Annotated in this window: 20 protein-coding genes; 8 read left to right on the top strand and 12 right to left on the bottom strand. The window is 36.6% G+C overall.

Features of this window, described 5'->3' with window-relative positions:
• The first annotated feature begins 239 nt into the window (after positions 1–239).
• Genes hisI through tatC form a run of 6 tightly spaced genes read left to right on the top strand, consistent with a single transcriptional unit; the run spans position 240 to position 2,433 of the window.
• A complete protein-coding gene (gene hisI, locus MS2017_RS02180) occupies positions 240–620 on the top strand; it encodes a phosphoribosyl-AMP cyclohydrolase (protein WP_071565005.1) in 381 nt (126 codons plus the stop codon).
• Positions 613–930: a phosphoribosyl-ATP diphosphatase gene (locus MS2017_RS02175; protein ID WP_071565006.1), complete on the top strand. Its 318-nt coding sequence runs from the start codon at positions 613–615 to the stop codon at positions 928–930. The genes hisI and MS2017_RS02175 overlap by 8 nt, the downstream gene beginning before the upstream one ends.
• A gap of 16 nt (positions 931–946) precedes the next feature.
• Complete coding sequence (gene tatA, locus MS2017_RS02170; RefSeq protein ID WP_371852050.1) at positions 947–1,147, top strand: twin-arginine translocase TatA/TatE family subunit; 201 nt, start codon at positions 947–949, stop codon at positions 1,145–1,147.
• Positions 1,148–1,168: 21 nt separating this feature from the next.
• Complete coding sequence (locus MS2017_RS11770) at positions 1,169–1,291, top strand: hypothetical protein (protein WP_277424493.1); 123 nt, start codon at positions 1,169–1,171, stop codon at positions 1,289–1,291.
• Complete coding sequence (gene tatB, locus MS2017_RS02165) at positions 1,284–1,565, top strand: Sec-independent protein translocase protein TatB (protein ID WP_122951114.1); 282 nt, start codon at positions 1,284–1,286, stop codon at positions 1,563–1,565. The genes MS2017_RS11770 and tatB overlap by 8 nt, the downstream gene beginning before the upstream one ends.
• On the top strand, positions 1,549–2,433 hold the full coding sequence (gene tatC / locus MS2017_RS02160) for a twin-arginine translocase subunit TatC (RefSeq protein ID WP_122951113.1): 885 nt from the start codon (positions 1,549–1,551) through the stop codon (positions 2,431–2,433). Before tatB ends, tatC begins: the two co-directional genes overlap by 17 nt.
• On the opposite strand, the gene MS2017_RS02155 is transcribed toward tatC, so the two are convergent.
• From MS2017_RS02155 to MS2017_RS02120, 9 genes are all read right to left on the bottom strand, one after another.
• On the bottom strand, positions 2,430–3,014 hold the full coding sequence (locus MS2017_RS02155; protein ID WP_098008896.1) for an ANTAR domain-containing response regulator: 585 nt from the start codon (positions 3,012–3,014) through the stop codon (positions 2,430–2,432). The genes tatC and MS2017_RS02155 overlap by 4 nt on opposite strands.
• Positions 3,015–3,293: 279 nt before the next feature.
• Complete coding sequence (locus tag MS2017_RS02150; RefSeq protein ID WP_071565010.1) at positions 3,294–4,508, bottom strand: ammonium transporter family protein; 1,215 nt, start codon at positions 4,506–4,508, stop codon at positions 3,294–3,296.
• Positions 4,509–4,520: 12 nt separating this feature from the next.
• Positions 4,521–4,868: a P-II family nitrogen regulator gene (locus tag MS2017_RS02145; RefSeq protein ID WP_071565011.1), complete on the bottom strand. Its 348-nt coding sequence runs from the start codon at positions 4,866–4,868 to the stop codon at positions 4,521–4,523.
• Positions 4,869–5,109: 241 nt separating this feature from the next.
• The gene (locus MS2017_RS02140; RefSeq protein ID WP_122951112.1) at positions 5,110–7,002 is read right to left on the bottom strand and encodes a helix-hairpin-helix domain-containing protein; all 1,893 of its coding nucleotides are present in this window, start codon (positions 7,000–7,002) and stop codon (positions 5,110–5,112) included.
• 32 nt (positions 7,003–7,034) lie between these two features.
• Positions 7,035–7,184, bottom strand: coding sequence for a hypothetical protein (locus tag MS2017_RS11075; RefSeq protein WP_164707573.1), 150 nt, complete (start codon positions 7,182–7,184; stop codon positions 7,035–7,037).
• Positions 7,185–7,229: 45 nt separating this feature from the next.
• Positions 7,230–8,363 (bottom strand): outer membrane protein assembly factor BamC, encoded by a 1,134-nt coding sequence (bamC, locus tag MS2017_RS02135; RefSeq protein WP_076982515.1) that lies wholly within the window; start codon positions 8,361–8,363, stop codon positions 7,230–7,232.
• A complete protein-coding gene (gene dapA / locus MS2017_RS02130) occupies positions 8,360–9,253 on the bottom strand; it encodes a 4-hydroxy-tetrahydrodipicolinate synthase (protein ID WP_071565016.1) in 894 nt (297 codons plus the stop codon). The genes bamC and dapA overlap by 4 nt, the downstream gene beginning before the upstream one ends.
• 244 nt (positions 9,254–9,497) lie before the next feature.
• Positions 9,498–9,854 (bottom strand): hypothetical protein, encoded by a 357-nt coding sequence (locus MS2017_RS02125; protein WP_071565013.1) that lies wholly within the window; start codon positions 9,852–9,854, stop codon positions 9,498–9,500.
• On the bottom strand, positions 9,854–10,384 hold the full coding sequence (locus MS2017_RS02120) for a hypothetical protein (protein ID WP_122951111.1): 531 nt from the start codon (positions 10,382–10,384) through the stop codon (positions 9,854–9,856). The genes MS2017_RS02125 and MS2017_RS02120 overlap by 1 nt, the downstream gene beginning before the upstream one ends.
• A gap of 791 nt (positions 10,385–11,175) precedes the next feature.
• On the opposite strand from MS2017_RS02120, the gene MS2017_RS02115 reads away from it, so the two are divergent.
• The gene (locus MS2017_RS02115; RefSeq protein ID WP_122951110.1) at positions 11,176–12,798 is read left to right on the top strand and encodes an Lcl domain-containing protein; all 1,623 of its coding nucleotides are present in this window, start codon (positions 11,176–11,178) and stop codon (positions 12,796–12,798) included.
• A gap of 235 nt (positions 12,799–13,033) precedes the next feature.
• Positions 13,034–13,546: an Lcl C-terminal domain-containing protein gene (locus MS2017_RS02110; RefSeq protein WP_122951109.1), complete on the top strand. Its 513-nt coding sequence runs from the start codon at positions 13,034–13,036 to the stop codon at positions 13,544–13,546.
• Positions 13,547–13,971: 425 nt separating this feature from the next.
• Here the strand turns inward: MS2017_RS02110 and MS2017_RS11870 are convergent, their stop codons facing one another.
• The 3 genes from MS2017_RS11870 to MS2017_RS02100 form a co-directional block, all read right to left on the bottom strand.
• Entirely contained in the window at positions 13,972–14,145 is a 174-nt protein-coding gene (locus MS2017_RS11870) for an IS3 family transposase (RefSeq protein ID WP_122951108.1), read from the bottom strand.
• A gap of 200 nt (positions 14,146–14,345) precedes the next feature.
• Positions 14,346–14,480 (bottom strand): hypothetical protein, encoded by a 135-nt coding sequence (locus MS2017_RS11765; protein ID WP_277424492.1) that lies wholly within the window; start codon positions 14,478–14,480, stop codon positions 14,346–14,348.
• Between the two features lie 163 nt (positions 14,481–14,643).
• Positions 14,644–15,648 carry an IS5 family transposase gene (locus MS2017_RS02100; RefSeq protein ID WP_122951107.1) on the bottom strand — a complete coding sequence of 335 codons (1,005 nt, stop codon included), beginning with the start codon at positions 15,646–15,648 and terminating at the stop codon, positions 14,644–14,646.
• Between the last annotated feature and the right edge of the window lie 440 nt (positions 15,649–16,088).

Genomic DNA, 16,088 nt, shown 5'->3' with positions numbered 1-16,088 from the left:
TTGAATGAGATCTTTGCGTCAATATGATTGATGAGTAAAATTCAATTTTTACTTAATTGAGAATTTCTTCAAACCTTGTTCTAGCAAAGCCGAGGCTAGGTTTAAAAAATTACCAAGTGAGTGAAAAGTGGATTGTTGATGATGATTCATAATTTATACAAAGGTCTCAAAATAAATAATTTCATTTAAAGTTGCAAACTAGCGGTAAAATCATTCATTTTATAAGTTGTTAATACTGAGTGAATGCACTAGAGAAAATTCGATTTGACGAGAAAGGATTAATTCCTGCCATTGCCCAAGATTTTGAGACAGGTGAAATTTTGATGTTTGCATGGATGAACGAGGAGGCTTTGTTGTTAACGATTGAAAAGCAGCAAGCCATATATTATTCCCGTTCACGCAAAAAATTGTGGTTTAAAGGCGAGGAATCAGGACACACACAATTGATTAAAGAAATTTATACCGACTGCGATGATGATGTCATCCTACTCAAAGTAGTGCAAACAGGGGGAATTGCTTGCCACACTGGAAGGAAGTCTTGTTTTTTTCAAAAATTAGACAATGACAAATGGCAAACAATTACCAAAGTATTAAAAGACCCAAAAGACATTTATGGATGATATTTTAAAAAAATTAGAACACATATTGGAGCAGCGCAAAAGTGCAGAGGCGGAGGATTCTTATGTTGCGCTTTTATACCACAAAGGCTTAGATGAAATCTTAAAGAAAATTGGCGAAGAATCCGCTGAGGTAATCATAGCAGCCAAAGGTGGCGAACAAGAAAAAATCATCTACGAAGTAGCAGATTTATGGTTTCATACACTGGTATTATTACGCCATAAAGACATTGAAATCAATGAAATAACGCAAGAATTATCAAAACGATTTGGCTTATCAGGTTTACAAGAAAAAGCCAACAGAAATAACTAAATAACAGGAGAAAAATATGATGCCAGGACCATTTGAACTGATTATTATCTTAGTCATTGTCTTATTATTATTTGGCGGTAAACGCCTTAAAAATATTGGTGGTGACTTAGGTGGTGCTATCAAAGGCTTTAAAAAATCAATGAAAGAAAGTGAAAAAATTGATGACAAAGACAGTGTTATTGACGCCAAAATTGTCAAAGAAGAAGACAAAGTATAAACCAAAACCTTTGTAATAAATATGAACAATCATCAAAATCTCATTTTTTTAAACCCAGCTTTGGTTCTTCCACTAAGCGGGGAAAAGTTGATTTTTTCCAATCATTCGTATTTATACGAAGGCTTTAAAATAAGCTATGTTTGATATTGGATTTTGGGAATTTGCCTTAATTGGTGTCATTACGCTGATTATCGTCGGCCCTGAAAAAATGCCTGCCATTGCGAGAACGGTTGGACGCTATGTTGGCAAAGCCAAACAATTTGTTGCTAAAGTTCAAGCGGATATTGATGCAGAAATTGACACTGATGAGATTAAAAAACATTTACACACCATGGATAAAAATACCAATATTTTAGAGGTATTTGACGACACCAAGAAAGCGGTCAACGATATTAAAAAAGATGTCGAAAAATCATAGTACCGAAGTTAAAAATATGAGCTTTGTTCAACATATGATTGAACTGCGTAACATCTTGTTACATTCGGTGATCGCCATTTTAATTATCTTTGCGGGGTTATTTCCCTTTGCCAATGAAGTGTATGCTTTTATTGCTGCACCGATTATCAATGTCTTACCTGCAGACAGCAATATTATTGCCATTGGCATCATATCACCCTTTTTAACACCGCTAAAAATGACGCTTATTATTGCGGTATATTTGGCAATGCCCTATTTGCTTTATCAAATTTGGTCGTTTATTGCACCTGCACTCTACAAGCACGAAAAACAAATGATTGTGCCGCTGGTAATTTCCTCCACGCTGTTGTTTTATGTGGGTTTGTTGTTTTCATTCTATGTTGTTTTCCCAGTTATTTTTGGCTTTTTGTCTAGTATTGGACCTAGTGTGGTGGACTTTACCCCTGATATTCAATATTATTTAGATTTTGTCTTAAAGGTATCGTTTGCATTTGGTGTGGCATTTGAAGTGCCGATTGCTACTATATTAATCATTATGTTTAATATGACAACCATTGAAAAACTCAAAAAGAACCGCCCTTATGTGGTCATTGGTGCATTTGTCTTGGGAATGTTACTTACGCCACCTGATATTATTTCACAAACATTGATTGCTATTCCAATGTGGCTGCTGTTTGAAGCAGGGTTAATTTTCGCACCGATGTTTACCTCTCAAAAGAAAGAGCAAACATCAACACAGCCAACCGATAATGATCCAACTCATTCACCAGATTCAGGCACAGAAGAAGACTGGGACGAAGATGAATTGGACGATGAAATGGATAAAATCGAAGAAGAATTTACAAAATTAGACAAAAGCGAAGACTAGCCTAAAAGTTCAAAAGCGTTAATCACACTTTCTGCCACATCAACAATGCGTTTATTTTTATCCATTGCCATTTTACGCAAAGACTGGTAAGCCTCATCTTCACTAATGTTCTTGCGTTGCATCAATAAACCCTTGGCTTTTTCAACGGCTTTACGCTCTGAAAGTTGATTGCGTGTTGCATCCAACTCATCCTTAAGCGCTTGAAACTCTCTAAATCGTGCCATTGCAACATCAATAATCGGCTGCACACGATTCTCTTCAAGGCCATCAACAATATAGGCATTTACACCAGATTTAATCGCTGAACTTGTCATCTCAGAGTTAGATTCCTCAGTAAACATTACAATCGGTTTGGGCTTGGTTTTGTTGATATCAGTTAAATTTGCAAATACCTCCTCATCGGGGATATCTGCATTCACAATCACCACATCTGCATGGGTCATTTCATTGCTATTTTGCAAATTAGCACTACTGTCCATACGACAAATCACTTCATGTCCTTTGTCTTGTAAGGCGCGACGCAACATCGCCGAGCGGCCTGTGTTTTCATCAACAAGAATGATTTTAAGTGCTATATTCATAGAGGGCGAATTATACCGTTTTTTAAGCGAAAAAAAACCTTGCATTTGCAAGGTAAAAAAAATAATGAATTTTTTTAGAAAATTAGAAAGATTTATACTCTTTGCAAAAGCATAATAGTTCTAACTTGAGACCTTCGTATAAATATAAATAATCATCAAGAATCCACTTTTCACCCACTTGATAATTTTTTAAACCCAGCCCTAGGACAAGATTTAAGAAAATTACCAAGTGGGCAAAAATTGAATTTTGCTAATCATCCATATTTATAACTTATTTTCTTACTTAGTTGTAAATTCTGGATAAGCGTGTAATCCACATTCTGAAACATCAACACCTTCCGCTTCTTCTTGCTCTGAAACACGAACACCTATAATTGTCTTAATAGCCAACCAAAGTACAAAAGATGCACCGAATACCCAAACAAAGATAGTGGCAGCACCGAGTAATTGTCCAGTAAATGACACATCAGGATTGGTCAATGGCACTGCTAATAAGCCCCATAATCCAACCACACCATGCACAGAAATCGCACCAACTGGATCGTCAATCTTAAACACTCTGTCTAGAACTGAGATTGAAAATACCACCAAAATACCCCCTACTGCACCAATCAAAGTTGCTTCTAATGCACTCGGCATATCAGGACCTGCGGTAATAGCAACCAAACCTGCTAATGCACCATTCAGCGCCATAGTAAGATCGGCTTTGCCCCATAATATTTTGACTAACAACAATGCTGCAATCACACCACCTGCTGCTGCTGCATTGGTGTTCAAAAACACCATTGCTACTGCATTGGCACTTTCTTTACTTGCCATTGCCAAAACAGAACCACCGTTAAAGCCAAACCAACCCATCCATAAAATAAATGTACCTAGTGTTGCTAAGGGCATATTTGCACCCATGATAGCGTTCGACGAACCGTCTTTGTTATATTTTCCTCTACGGGCGCCTAAGAGAATAACGCCTGCGAGTGCTGCTGCTGCACCTGCCATATGCACAATACCTGAGCCTGCAAAATCAGAAAAACCATAGTCAGACAATTTAAAGAGTCCAAATACTGCCTCGCCACCCCAAGTCCATGCGCCTTCTAATGGGTAAATAATGGCAGTAAATACCAAGGCAAAAGCAAAAAATGAAAATAATTTCATTCTTTCAGCTACCGCACCAGAGACAATTGACATTGCTGTTGCAACGAATACTACTTGGAAGAAAAAATCTGCTGCATTTGAATATGTATCACCTTGTCCATTAATGCCATCTAATAATACACCGCCACCATACATTAAGTCATAACCATATATCATATAAGTGGTACAAGCAATGGCAAACAATCCGATATTTTTAGTTAAAATTTCTGTGGTATTTTTACTTCTAACAAGGCCTGCTTCTAACATTGAGAAGCCTGCTGCCATCCACATTACCAGCGCACCCATTACTAAAAAATAAAAAGTATCGATGGCAAATTGCATTTCTAATATTGTATTTTCCATAATTATTTCCCCTTAAAGTGCAACTGCGCCAGTTTCGCCCGTTCTAATGCGGACAACTTGCTCTAAATTGCTAACAAAAATTTTACCATCACCAATCTTTCCTTCGCCATCAGACTTCGCCGATGTGCTAATGACCTTAATCACACTGTCAATTTGGTCTGAACTAATCGCAATTTCCAGTTTAACTTTTGGTAAAAAATCCACTGTATATTCTGCACCACGATAAAGTTCTGTATGGCCTTTTTGACGACCGAAGCCTTTAACTTCTGTCGCCGTAATACCTGAAACACCAATTTCAGATAGAGCCTCTCTTACTTCATCAAGCTTAAAAGGCTTGATGATTGCTGTTATCATTTTCATATAATTCTCCTATTTTCAAAAACAAAAAAAGCCAACAGCCACACTTGCAAAATATGCAAACACAGTTGTTGGCTTCTATACCTTTTTTTCAGTTCCACCTTGAAACTGGCAAAAAAAAACGCTTACCCAAACCCCTTAATTAAAAAGTTCGAATAAACGTCAATGTTTTGTATTAAATTCCACCATTGGAAAGTAACTAAGGCGAAATTATAGATTAAATAATTTTTTTGTCAAGCGTTTATTATTGAACGATTGCCAAATACTTTTCTTCAGTCAATATTTCTACGCCGAATTTTTTTGCATTTTCAATTTTTTTATCCCCTACTTTTTCACCTATTATCAAATAATCTGTTTTTGCGCTTACACTGGTTGCCACTTGAATGCCAATAGATTTAGCGTGTTTTTTCATCGCCTCTCTTGGGGTATTCATCTTGCCAGTAAAGACCACTTTTTTACCGTTAAGTTCATGTGCAAATGCCACCAAATCTTTTTGCAAATGCGTTAATTCTAAATTAAAATTGCGTTGGCTTAATAATTCAAATTCATCTTTAATGCTTTTAAGTCCTGTAACAATAGCATGTGCAGTGAGTTCGGCAAAACCTTCAATTTCCGCTATTTTCTCAATATTAAGTGCAAAAATATCACTGAGTGGATAGGCTTTGAGTAAGTTTTCACAATTTCCTATGCTCAATCTAACAACGCCGAATGCTGCTAAAAAGCGCCAATCTTCAATCTGCTCGGCGCTTGACCTTTCTAATTGCCCAATTAGATTGCTACTGGTTTTTTCGCCAAAACCCATTGCCATTAAACGCTCTGCATTCAAGGCATAAATTTCTGAAATTTTACGAATACCTTGTTCGTATAATTTTTCAATAGTAGCAATGCCAAAACCATCATTATTGGCGAGTATCTTAAAAAAATACGCCATTTTCCCAATAACTTGTGCGGGGCATTCTTGGTGATTAATACACATTAAAAAATCAGATTCCCATTGCAACGGTTCGCTACAACTTGGGCAAACTGCTGGAATATCGGTCGGTGCTGATTTTAAAACTTGATTGATTTTAGGGATAACCAAACCAGAACGGGTTAACTCGATGATTGAGCCACTGCCCAATCCTTGCTCTTTAACTAAGCCGTAATGATGTCCTGTTGCACGATGAATGGTTGCACCACTAAGCAAAGTTGGCTCTAATTCTGCCACAGGAGTGATTTTGCCTGTGCGTCCAACTTGAGGGGTAACTGACAGAACCTTGACTTGTGCCTTGTCTCTATTTTCTTTAAAAGCAATTTGCCAACGATGAAACTTTCGATTGGCACCCATACAATTTTTCAACGCATCGTCGGTTACTGCAAACACCACGCCATCTACATCAAAATCAACACTTTCCAATATGTAATCAACAATTTGTGTAAATTGCCCCTCTAATTCACTCATATCAACTAACTTGGTTGGCAACTGGGCAAAAGGCACAAACAAAGCAGCTTTAGCATCAATCGCTTGTTGTGCTTTAATATCAAGTTCTTTTTCTTTGATAAGGCTTGCTTGAAAATTGCGCGGATATTCAAAGTCATCAGACAAATGAGATTCAAAATAACTTTTCTTAACCACAATTTCACCTGCACCTTGCCCACGCTCAGAATCATTATAAATTTGCAATCCACGCTCAAACACACGACTAATATCACTGCCTTTTTTGCCATCCCCTCTAGTGTATAGTTTTTTACCATCATCATAACCTGCAAAGCCATCTAACTTAGGCGTGGCTTTGATTTGAATTTTGTTATTAGCAAGGTCTATAATGGAGGCAGATTTTTGAATGCGTTCCAACCATTTGCTTATTTCTTGCCACGAATACGCCTTATCGATAGACAACATAATTTCTGGTAGCAACACCTTTTCTTCAGAAAAACCTTGCCCTTCTGGTTCTACAGATTGAAATAATGAATGATGTGGTAGTCTTTCCTTGAGTGCAGCAAGATAAATAAAATCATAATCCTTGTCGCTAACAATAGGCTCGCCTGCTCGATAAGCAAGATTGGCAGTTTGACAAAATTGTGCCAAATCTTCATCTGTTAAATCATCCAGTGAAATGTCTTGCTGAATAATTTGCTGAATAAAAGATTTTTGCATAATGGTTACTGTAGTTAGATTTTATAAACCTACTAATTGAGACCTTTGCATAAATATGGGTGATTAGCAAAATTCAATTTTTGCCCACTTGGTAATTTTCTTAAACCTTGTCCTAGTAGGAATAAGGCTGGGCTTAAAAAATTACCAAGTGGATGAAAAGTGGATTCTTGATGATTATTCATATTTATGCAAAGGTCTCTAATTAAAAGAAAATATGACTGCCCTTACTAAAATTGGTCGGCTATATTGCCCAATAACTCGTGACTAAAGTCAACTGTCTCCTCATTATCTTGTTCAGACAAATCGTTAAAATACACCTCTGTTGTCTCGCTGCTAATCTGTCTCACAACAATTTGGTATGATTCCTTAATCGCATCATCACCAAAAAGATCTGAAAAAATGCCTTTGTCTTTTTCCTTGGCAATATTGATATAAAAACTGCCTTCTCTCATATCTTTATCTTCAACATCAATACCCAATTGATCAAGCGCCCAACCAACACTCTCCCAAGTGTTGTATTTATCTAAAGAAAATTTAAGTTTTGCATAGCCACCAACCCCTTCAACTAACTCTACATTTGATTTTCTTTTCTTTTGGGTGGCAACAATTTGATTTCTTGCTTGTGCTTGATCGCTGCCAAGATAAAGCATAAAACGATACAGCATTTCAGTTTCTAGTGTCTCATCTTTGGAACGAACCTGCCAAATAGTATTTTCATTTTCACTGCCTGAATCGGTAATCACTTCTTCCATAGAACTTAGTGTTAGATACACTTCGGTTTTCTTGTCGTCATCTGTAGGTTCAATTCTTATTCTGTATTTGTCAATAGTTGGCAATGCATATCTTGCAGAAACTGCCTTTTTCAACATTGATCTAAGAAAACCAATAGATTGATCTGGAATTTCAGGACGATTTTCTAAAAAATCTGTTTCCATTATGCCAATTTTTTTATTGGTTTTTTTAATCTCAAAACCATGCGACTCAAAGAAAGATTGTGCCAAATCCCACACCACACCTAACTTTTTATCAACCACTAACCAACGAATTTGACCCATTTTTTTAACTTGAACATCAATAGATGCATCCAAAGCTTTTGACGCACTGCCTGCAACAGCATCATTCTTAGAAAAACTAATTGTATTTTCTGCAATATTCGATACATACTCATTCAATTTAAGGGCATCTTGAGAATTTGGTTGCGTTAAATCTGGTGGCACCTCTAAAGAAGTTACTGTTTTATTTGCATAATATTGAATGTCTCTTTCGCCAAGGTTTACTGGTTTATTATTTTCGTCTTGGTCCAATGAAAAACAACCCATTACAGAAAAGGTAAGTAAGGTAATTGCGAATATTTTTATCATATTGAAATCCCTAAATTGACTAAATCTTGCTCTAATATATCTCGAGCGTTCGGTGATAATTTTGTTAAAGGTAAGCGAATGCCACTTCCACATTTTCCCATTTTATACATAGCCCATTTCACTGGAATTGGATTTGACTCAATAAATAAATGCTGATGTAAATTGTGTAAATTTGCATCAATCTCTTGAGCCATTTTTTCATCACCCTCAAAAGCCGCTTGATAGGCATTTGACAGCTCTTTTGGCGCTATATTACTCGTTACTGAAATACCGCCATGGCCACCCATTAAGATAAATTCAACTGCGGTTGCATCATCGCCACTATACAATAAAAAATCTGCTGGGCAATGGTCTATTAATGCCTGTGCAATTTTCAAATCCCCCGTAGCATCTTTGATGCCAATAATATTATCAACTTCAGACAAACGCACGGTAGTTTCTACAGACAAATCCACTGCCGTTCTACCTGGCACATTATACAAAATTTGGTCAATATCAACCGCCTCGGCAATGGCTTTGTAATGTTGGTACAACCCCTCTTGTGTCGGCTTATTGTAATAAGGTGTAACCAATAAACACGCATCTGCCCCCATATCTTTAGCAGCCTGAGTCAGTTCAATCGCCTCGGCAGTAGAATTGGCACCTGTGCCTGCAATAATAGCAATACGCCCTTTGGCAATATCGATGGTTTTTTGCATTACTTTGATATGCTCAATCTGATTTAATGTTGCACTCTCGCCAGTAGTTCCCATAGAAACAATAGCCTTAGTGCCATTCTCAATATGAAATTCAATCAAGTCTGCCAAGGCGTCAAAATCTATTGAGCCATCTGCAAACATCGGAGTAATTAGGGCGACCATTGCGCCTGTTAATGGGTGTTCAATTTTCATCGCCTTATTATATATGAGACCCTTGCATAAATACAAATAATCATCAAGAATCCATTTTTTTTCACCTACTTGGCAATTTTCTAGCAATATCCAGCAATTCCCTACAATCCTCTGCATTGGGCATGGATGTTGAATAAAAGACAAATTTTAAAAAGTTGTCAGGGGTTTTGGGGTAATGTAATTTAATACCAAGGCAGTTAGTACACCAGCGAGATACACGCTAAAACGACTAAAAGTTAGGCGTTCAGATATCTATGAATGGAAAAGGGTGTTGAATCTTAGGGATGGACATCTTTTTTCCTTTATACATAACTGTGGCATTTATGCCCTCATATTCTTCTTTTAAGATTTCTAGTCTATATTTGTAAAATAGCGTACTTCCTTGATAGTTAGCAGAAGGAGAGCATGTATAATCTAAATTAATGTAGCCATCAATTCTTCTCTCAGATCTTAATATATCGTAATGCCAATAACATAGATTATTCTTTGGATTAAGGTGTATTAATTCAAGCAACGATCCTTTATTTACTCTTTGAATTTCAACATTGTTTCCACACCCATTAATAAGTAACGCTGCAAACAGAAATATAGTTTTATGCATTATATTAATACCCCAAAGTCCTGAAAAACTCTCCGGGGGTTTTGATGCCAAAATTGATGTAGGTAGTGGTAACGGTGGCGTTGCTGTTGGCTTTGGTTTGAGTTTGGGTTTGGGTTTTTTTGGTATCGGCTTCTATTAGGGGTGCAGGCAAAGGTGGTAGCATTGTTGCTACTGGCTTTAGTGAAGCACTTAGGTTTGTCGAAGGAAATCCATTGGATGAGTTTGTTGTTTTGGGTCGTGTTGCCGTTGGCGTCGTAGAGGCAATTGCCTGATGGATTTGGCGTGATATTGGCGTTACTACTGGTTACTGTTGCTATTAGGGTGTAGTTGTTACTGCAAGTGCCTGTTGAGATATAGGGAGTGTCGCTTGTGCTGGTAGTGGGGGTGGCTTTTAAGTTGTGCCTAATGCCACTATTGGTGTTGATTGTATTTGAGATTAGGGCGTTAGTGTTGTCACGAGTGTCTTTGAGGTAGGCGCCTGAGGTATGAATCTTTTGGGTGTTGTGGCATATGTTGATTTGGGTTTGCATGAGGTGGCATTCTACCTTGTTGAGTTTTTAAATGAAGGGGTTTTGATACACATTCTCAAGCGGAACTTGGGAATGAAAGTAATAATCATCCTCATCATCAAAAATCTGCATACGCATATTGCTTCTGCTGGCAATACGGTATCGTTTCTCAAATTATCGTATATATAAGCCGAAAATTCGCACGGATTATTATTAAGAGACCTTTGCATAAATATAAATAATCATCAAGAATCCACTTTTCACCCACTTGGTAATTTTTTTAAACCCAGCCTTAGCCCTACTAGGACAAGGTTTAAGAAAATTACCAAGTGGGCAAAAATTGAATTTTGCTAATCATCCATATTTATGCAAAGGTCTCTATATAGGCTACTTATAACATCTATGATTGTACCAAACCGTTTCAAATATTATTCATTTAAAGCCTTTAAAATATCTAGAGTGGCTCTTTATCGCCCTATCAAGAACATTTTCATTTACTTATGTCTCTTTTTATTAATTTTAAATAAGTGCTTTTTCGGCTTCTGTTTTTATTTTTCATAAATCAAAAAAGGGTGAATGTTATTCGACTCTACCTTGTTACTTAAACTTCTTTGGTTTTCCCCTTGGTTTTTGGCTTAATTCTGCATTTAAGTTGTGCTTCAATCTGAGTGATAAATTCATCATAACCCAATACAAAAAACTTTGCAACTTGTTGAGTCTAAAAGCACTTGACAAGAGTTTAATGATGCGTTATCATTTTACTGTGTTAAATCTAAATTAATCAAATAAATCCAATTAAAAAGGAAAACGCAATGAACTTAATAGTTATCAACAAAAATCTTAGTCGTATTTTACTACTAACAGCATCCCTCATTACTACCACAGTTCATGCTAACAGTAATTTAACCTATAGTAATTTAGCCTATGGCGAATATGCTACTCAATCCAGCAACGGGTATCCTTTTGCCTACTTTGCTAAAAATGCAGTTAATGGCAACACCGCAGGATCTTGGAAAACCAATGGTATTACCCACACTAAAAAAGAAAAAGGCGCTTGGTGGATGGTTGATTTGGGCAGTCAGCAAGTTATCAACCAAATCAATATATTTAACCGTACTGCATGTTGTATGGAGAGAATAAATAACTATAGAGTCAGCATCTCTTCTAAAAGAAACTTTAATGAGCACACTTATCAACAAGACTTTCATACTGTGCCTCATCCCAAAAAGACTATTAAATTAGGTGAAAAAGGCAAGATAGGTCGCTATGTTAAAATACAGTTACTTAATAAGAATTTCCTATCTCTATCCGAAGTTCAGGTGTTAGGCCCTTTTAAACCGAAGGCAGTGGCAGGTAATGGGCAAATCAAAGTATCTTGGAATACATTTTCTCCTGCGAAATCTTACAATATATATTATGCACAACAAAGTTTTAAATCTTTAGATGGTCATATTGTTAACTACTCAACTTTAAAGGATGGCACATTCATTCCAAATGCCAAAGTACAAAAATGCTCCAATTCTCCCAAGTGTAAGAATGGTAACAATTATGATTATACGATTAAAGGTTTGTCTAATAATGTACAATACTATGTTGTTGTAACCCCTGTTGATTCTCAAGGTGTAGAGGGTCATGTGAGTAAGCAAGTAAAAGTCACACCTCGAGCTGGACTTGGCGTGCTTAACGACACAGGTATTACTTTTGGAGGATATGAGCCAGATCTTACGAAGAAAAATCGTGGCAAAAAAGGTAATGATATTGACTGCACTAGCAACATAAAAAGCAAGCAAGATTGTCATCAAGGGCGTGATGCAACGCATAATAATGACAGTGATGGGCATGCGGGATTTAGTTTCACCAAAATCAGCAATACAGGTGCACCACTCGCAGCTACTGCAACAAATTGGTCTTGTGTTAAAGATGAGGTAACTGGACTTGTATGGGAAAGAAAAATCCCCAAAGTTTTTGATTTACATAATGAGTGGGATCTCTACTATTGGCATAATACAGATGAAGAAAATTATGGTGGCAAGGCGAATACTATGTTTTGTCATGAAAGCAGCGCTAAAAAAGTTCTGGACATGTTCGGACTGCCTGGTCTTTTAGAGGTAAAAGGCGTTTGTAAAAAGAGCACCCAGTCATTTGTAAACAAGATAAATAAGATAGGTTTATGTGGCAAAAAGGATTGGCGATTGCCAACGATTGAAGAGCTTAGGAGTATCGTTGATTATTCTAGTTCCCCTAGTATAGATCAGACTTATTTCCCCCGTACACCTGCTAGTTTTTTCTGGTCGTCCTCACCTGATGTTGGTCAATCACCTAGCCTTGGTAAATTCACAAGTAACCCATGGGGAATATCTTTCTCTGACGGTCATGGTATGCGTAGAGATGCCAACAAAGGTGGCAAGATACGCTTAGTGCGTTTCGGGGAATAGTTATGAATGTTCTTGCCATGCAAAAAATTCTAAAAGCCTTTGTGTTTAACGATAATGTTATCCAAATATTTCTTAAGTATTTATTTGAAAATACAGAGAAAAAACAATCGAATTATATGTAACCACCTTAAATAACAAGGAGTTAAGTAATTTTTCTAACGACTTTAAATTGGATCGAGATATCAGCAATAGAATCCATCTAACTTGGCAATTTTTTAACCATAGGAATATAACCATGAAAACATCATTTTTTTTTACTTTAGTATTTTTATCAGGTTTGGCAAACGCCCAAATTTGCAACCCTAATATTGTCGATAATTGGGGAAACAGTCGTTATGATAATAATTATGATGGAACTGTCGTTGACAAACAAACCAAATTAATGTGGAAAAGATGTGCTGAGGGATTAGAAGACATTCAATGCTCAAAAGGAGGCGCCTCTAAAGTAACTTGGAGGAAAGCATTAAGATCAGCAAAGGAAAGTAAATTTGCAGGATATAATGATTGGCGCTTACCAAATATCAAAGAATTAGCAAGCCTTGTTAAGCGCAATTGTCACAGCCCAAGTATCAATAAAAGGTTGTTCCCTAATACGCCCTCTGCTTTTTTTTGGTCGTCTTCGCCTAGTTATCTCCGCAAACACAAATCACTTCAAGTGCGTTTTCTCAGTGGCAGCGAGAGAGAGAAGAAACGCTCCTTTGAAAAATCTGGGGTTCGCCTAGTTCGCCTTGGACAGTTTAAACCCTAGGCACAATAAGATTTTCCAAGAAAACAGATTATTGTGTTTAATATTTCTCCAAGATATAAGGTGATGAAAATAAATAAGTATCATATTTTAAGAGAATACTTTGCTGGTATGTAGTTACTCTTTCATCTGAAAGGTGGCATTTTAGATGAAATAAAAAAATAGTGAGTTTGACAAACACGCCACCTCTAATTGACGAGAATCTATGCCAGTCATTGCTAAAAATATCCAATAAGATGCTTTAAATCCAAAATTTTCTCGATAGAATTGAGTTTATTTATTACCATCTTGGCTTTACTGTGGACAATATTTTCCCAAGATACAGCCGTTGGGAAATATGGTAGTAGATAGCCTAGTCAAACTGGTGTAACCGCTGGTTTTGGTGTTTTATACATCACCCAAAAACCCTGACAACTTTTTAAAATTTCTTATGTAGTCCATTTTAAAAAGCCTTCGCCTTTTCTTGATTTAATGCTACTCTCCCGATACGCATCCATTGGTTTTCTATACCCCAATGTTTCATAAAATCTTCGATGATTGTAAAACTCAATATAATCATCCACATCAACGATCAACTCACCAATAGATTGATACTCGTTCAGATAAACTTTTTTTCACATTTTGCACTGGGTGGAATACCGCCAAGAGCAAAAGTGGCGTAACAAAATGACTGCAAACAGTCAAGCTTCTACTTTAGAGTTGTACGGAAAACGGGGGATTACAATGTTGCCGTTAGCGTCGTAGAGGTAATTGTCTGATGGGTTGGGTGTGATGTTGGCGTTGTTGTCTGTTATTGTTGCTGTTAGATTATTTTGTCGCCATAAGCACCTGCTAAGATATAGTAAATGTTACTTGTATTGGCAGTGAAGGTAATTTTTGAGTTGCGCCCAATACCACCATCGTCGTTGATTAGGGTGTTAAGACCCCTGCATAGCATCCCAAAACCAACCATCAAAACCCAAAACCCTCAATTTTTGACTTTTCAAAGTCAAAAAACATATAAAATCCAACTTTCATTAAAAAAATCATCAATATCAACTATAAATCGCTCATTTTCTACTCTTTTTTGTACTGTTTCCACAAAAAAGACACAATAATCCCTAGGCTGTATTTAATCCCTTGTTAATATAAACATTCGCCGCTCTAACTAGATTATAAGCAATAGCTTTAAGATTAACTTCGCTGGCAACTTTCTCTAAACCAATATAACGACTTCTTGCCAAACCATAAGTGCGTTTGAGCGTACCAAAGGTGCGTTCAACCACAAACCTTCTTTTGCTGATTGCTTTATTGCGTAATTTATGCCAATGACTCATTTGCTTGCCTTTGGGTTTTTTGCGCATAATACCATCTCTTAACTTTTGTGCTTTAAGTGCTTCACTATTAGCTTGAGAGGCTGCTCCTTTGTCGTATAAAACTCTTACGCCTTTTTGATTGCCTGCCTGTTTAACATTTTCTTCAAAATGAGTCATTTCACTATCATTAGCAGGGTGCGTAGTGGCTTTGTTAATTAATCCATTGGCATCAGTTGTTACTACTGATGAATATCCATAAGTGTATTTTCCCGCCTTAAATGTCCATCTTGCATCTTTATCATCTGAATATTGAATTGGGTTACTATCAATCTCATAAACCTCACCAGTTTTGTGTGTTGTAATAATCTTCTTAGTGCGTCTAGCACTTTGAATTAAGGTTGCATCCATGGCAACATGTTTGCCATTAGAGAGTTTGAGTTGATTGTTCTCAAGCATAAGATTGATGCTACTCAAAAGTCTATCAAATAGATTTTGTTTGATTAGTTTGGTTCTAAATCTGCCAATGGTTGTAGCATCAGGTTTGTTGCCACTTAGGCTAAAGTTGCAAAAGTTAATAAAGACTAAATCTCTACTAAGACTATCAGCCAACTTCTCATCAGAGAGATTGTGCCATGTGCCTATTAATAGCGCTTTAAACAGACTAACAGCAGAATAGTCAACTTTAATATGAGACAGATCTTTGGCTATAACTTCCCAATCGATAACTTTGTTAATGATGTCTAGTTGGGAGTTTGGTATGTTGATAAAACTATCAGCAAAGGTTTGTTCTTGAGTGGTTTTAACTCGCATTTTTTTGTAAGTGTCTGATAATTATAGTATTTTATCATAAATGCTAATGTTTGCATAAGGTTTTGAGGGTTGATTTGTGATTTTTTGTTGGGTTTTTTAGTTTAATGCAGGGGTCTTTGTTAGGATGCCCCAAGGTAGGTGCTTGACATATGAGGCCTTTGAATGTTGCGGTGTATATTAATTTGGGTTTGCATAGAGCAAAATTCTACCTTGTTGAATTTTTAAATAGAGGGGTTTTGAGTTTTATACTTATTTGATGTAAATTCAAGATCTTTTTGTTTTTTACTGTGCATATTTTTGCAAGCAAAAAAATGTTTATGTTGAATTTACAGTACCTAGTGTGGAATGTTGGCAAATATGCCTTTGGACTTGTCATGTCTTGACATTTGAGTATTTTATCATAAAGAGGGTGGCGTCCCCTTATTTCAAATGCCAAACTG

The organism is Bathymodiolus thermophilus thioautotrophic gill symbiont (assembly GCF_003711265.1).
Classification (GTDB): Bacteria; Pseudomonadota; Gammaproteobacteria; order PS1; family Pseudothioglobaceae; genus Thiodubiliella.
This window is presented reverse-complemented; position numbering and strand designations above follow the sequence as displayed.

Bases quoted from the DNA above. Each gene is read 5' to 3' on its own strand.
- MS2017_RS02175 (WP_071565006.1), top strand. From the start codon at position 613: ATGGATGATATTTTAAAAAAATTAGAACACATATTGGAGCAGCGCAAA.
- tatA (WP_371852050.1), top strand. From the start codon at position 947: ATGATGCCAGGACCATTTGAACTGATTATTATCTTAGTCATTGTCTTA.
- MS2017_RS11770 (WP_277424493.1), top strand. From the start codon at position 1,169: ATGAACAATCATCAAAATCTCATTTTTTTAAACCCAGCTTTGGTTCTT.
- tatB (WP_122951114.1), top strand. From the start codon at position 1,284: ATGTTTGATATTGGATTTTGGGAATTTGCCTTAATTGGTGTCATTACG.
- tatC (WP_122951113.1), top strand. From the start codon at position 1,549: ATGTCGAAAAATCATAGTACCGAAGTTAAAAATATGAGCTTTGTTCAA.
- MS2017_RS02155 (WP_098008896.1), bottom strand. From the start codon at position 3,014: ATGAATATAGCACTTAAAATCATTCTTGTTGATGAAAACACAGGCCGC.
- MS2017_RS02150 (WP_071565010.1), bottom strand. From the start codon at position 4,508: ATGGAAAATACAATATTAGAAATGCAATTTGCCATCGATACTTTTTAT.
- MS2017_RS02145 (WP_071565011.1), bottom strand. From the start codon at position 4,868: ATGAAAATGATAACAGCAATCATCAAGCCTTTTAAGCTTGATGAAGTA.
- MS2017_RS02140 (WP_122951112.1), bottom strand. From the start codon at position 7,002: ATGCAAAAATCTTTTATTCAGCAAATTATTCAGCAAGACATTTCACTG.
- MS2017_RS11075 (WP_164707573.1), bottom strand. From the start codon at position 7,184: ATGAATAATCATCAAGAATCCACTTTTCATCCACTTGGTAATTTTTTA.
- bamC (WP_076982515.1), bottom strand. From the start codon at position 8,363: ATGATAAAAATATTCGCAATTACCTTACTTACCTTTTCTGTAATGGGT.
- dapA (WP_071565016.1), bottom strand. From the start codon at position 9,253: ATGAAAATTGAACACCCATTAACAGGCGCAATGGTCGCCCTAATTACT.
- MS2017_RS02125 (WP_071565013.1), bottom strand. From the start codon at position 9,854: ATGCATAAAACTATATTTCTGTTTGCAGCGTTACTTATTAATGGGTGT.
- MS2017_RS02120 (WP_122951111.1), bottom strand. From the start codon at position 10,384: ATGCAAACCCAAATCAACATATGCCACAACACCCAAAAGATTCATACC.
- MS2017_RS02115 (WP_122951110.1), top strand. From the start codon at position 11,176: ATGAACTTAATAGTTATCAACAAAAATCTTAGTCGTATTTTACTACTA.
- MS2017_RS02110 (WP_122951109.1), top strand. From the start codon at position 13,034: ATGAAAACATCATTTTTTTTTACTTTAGTATTTTTATCAGGTTTGGCA.
- MS2017_RS11765 (WP_277424492.1), bottom strand. From the start codon at position 14,480: ATGCTATGCAGGGGTCTTAACACCCTAATCAACGACGATGGTGGTATT.
- MS2017_RS02100 (WP_122951107.1), bottom strand. From the start codon at position 15,648: ATGCGAGTTAAAACCACTCAAGAACAAACCTTTGCTGATAGTTTTATC.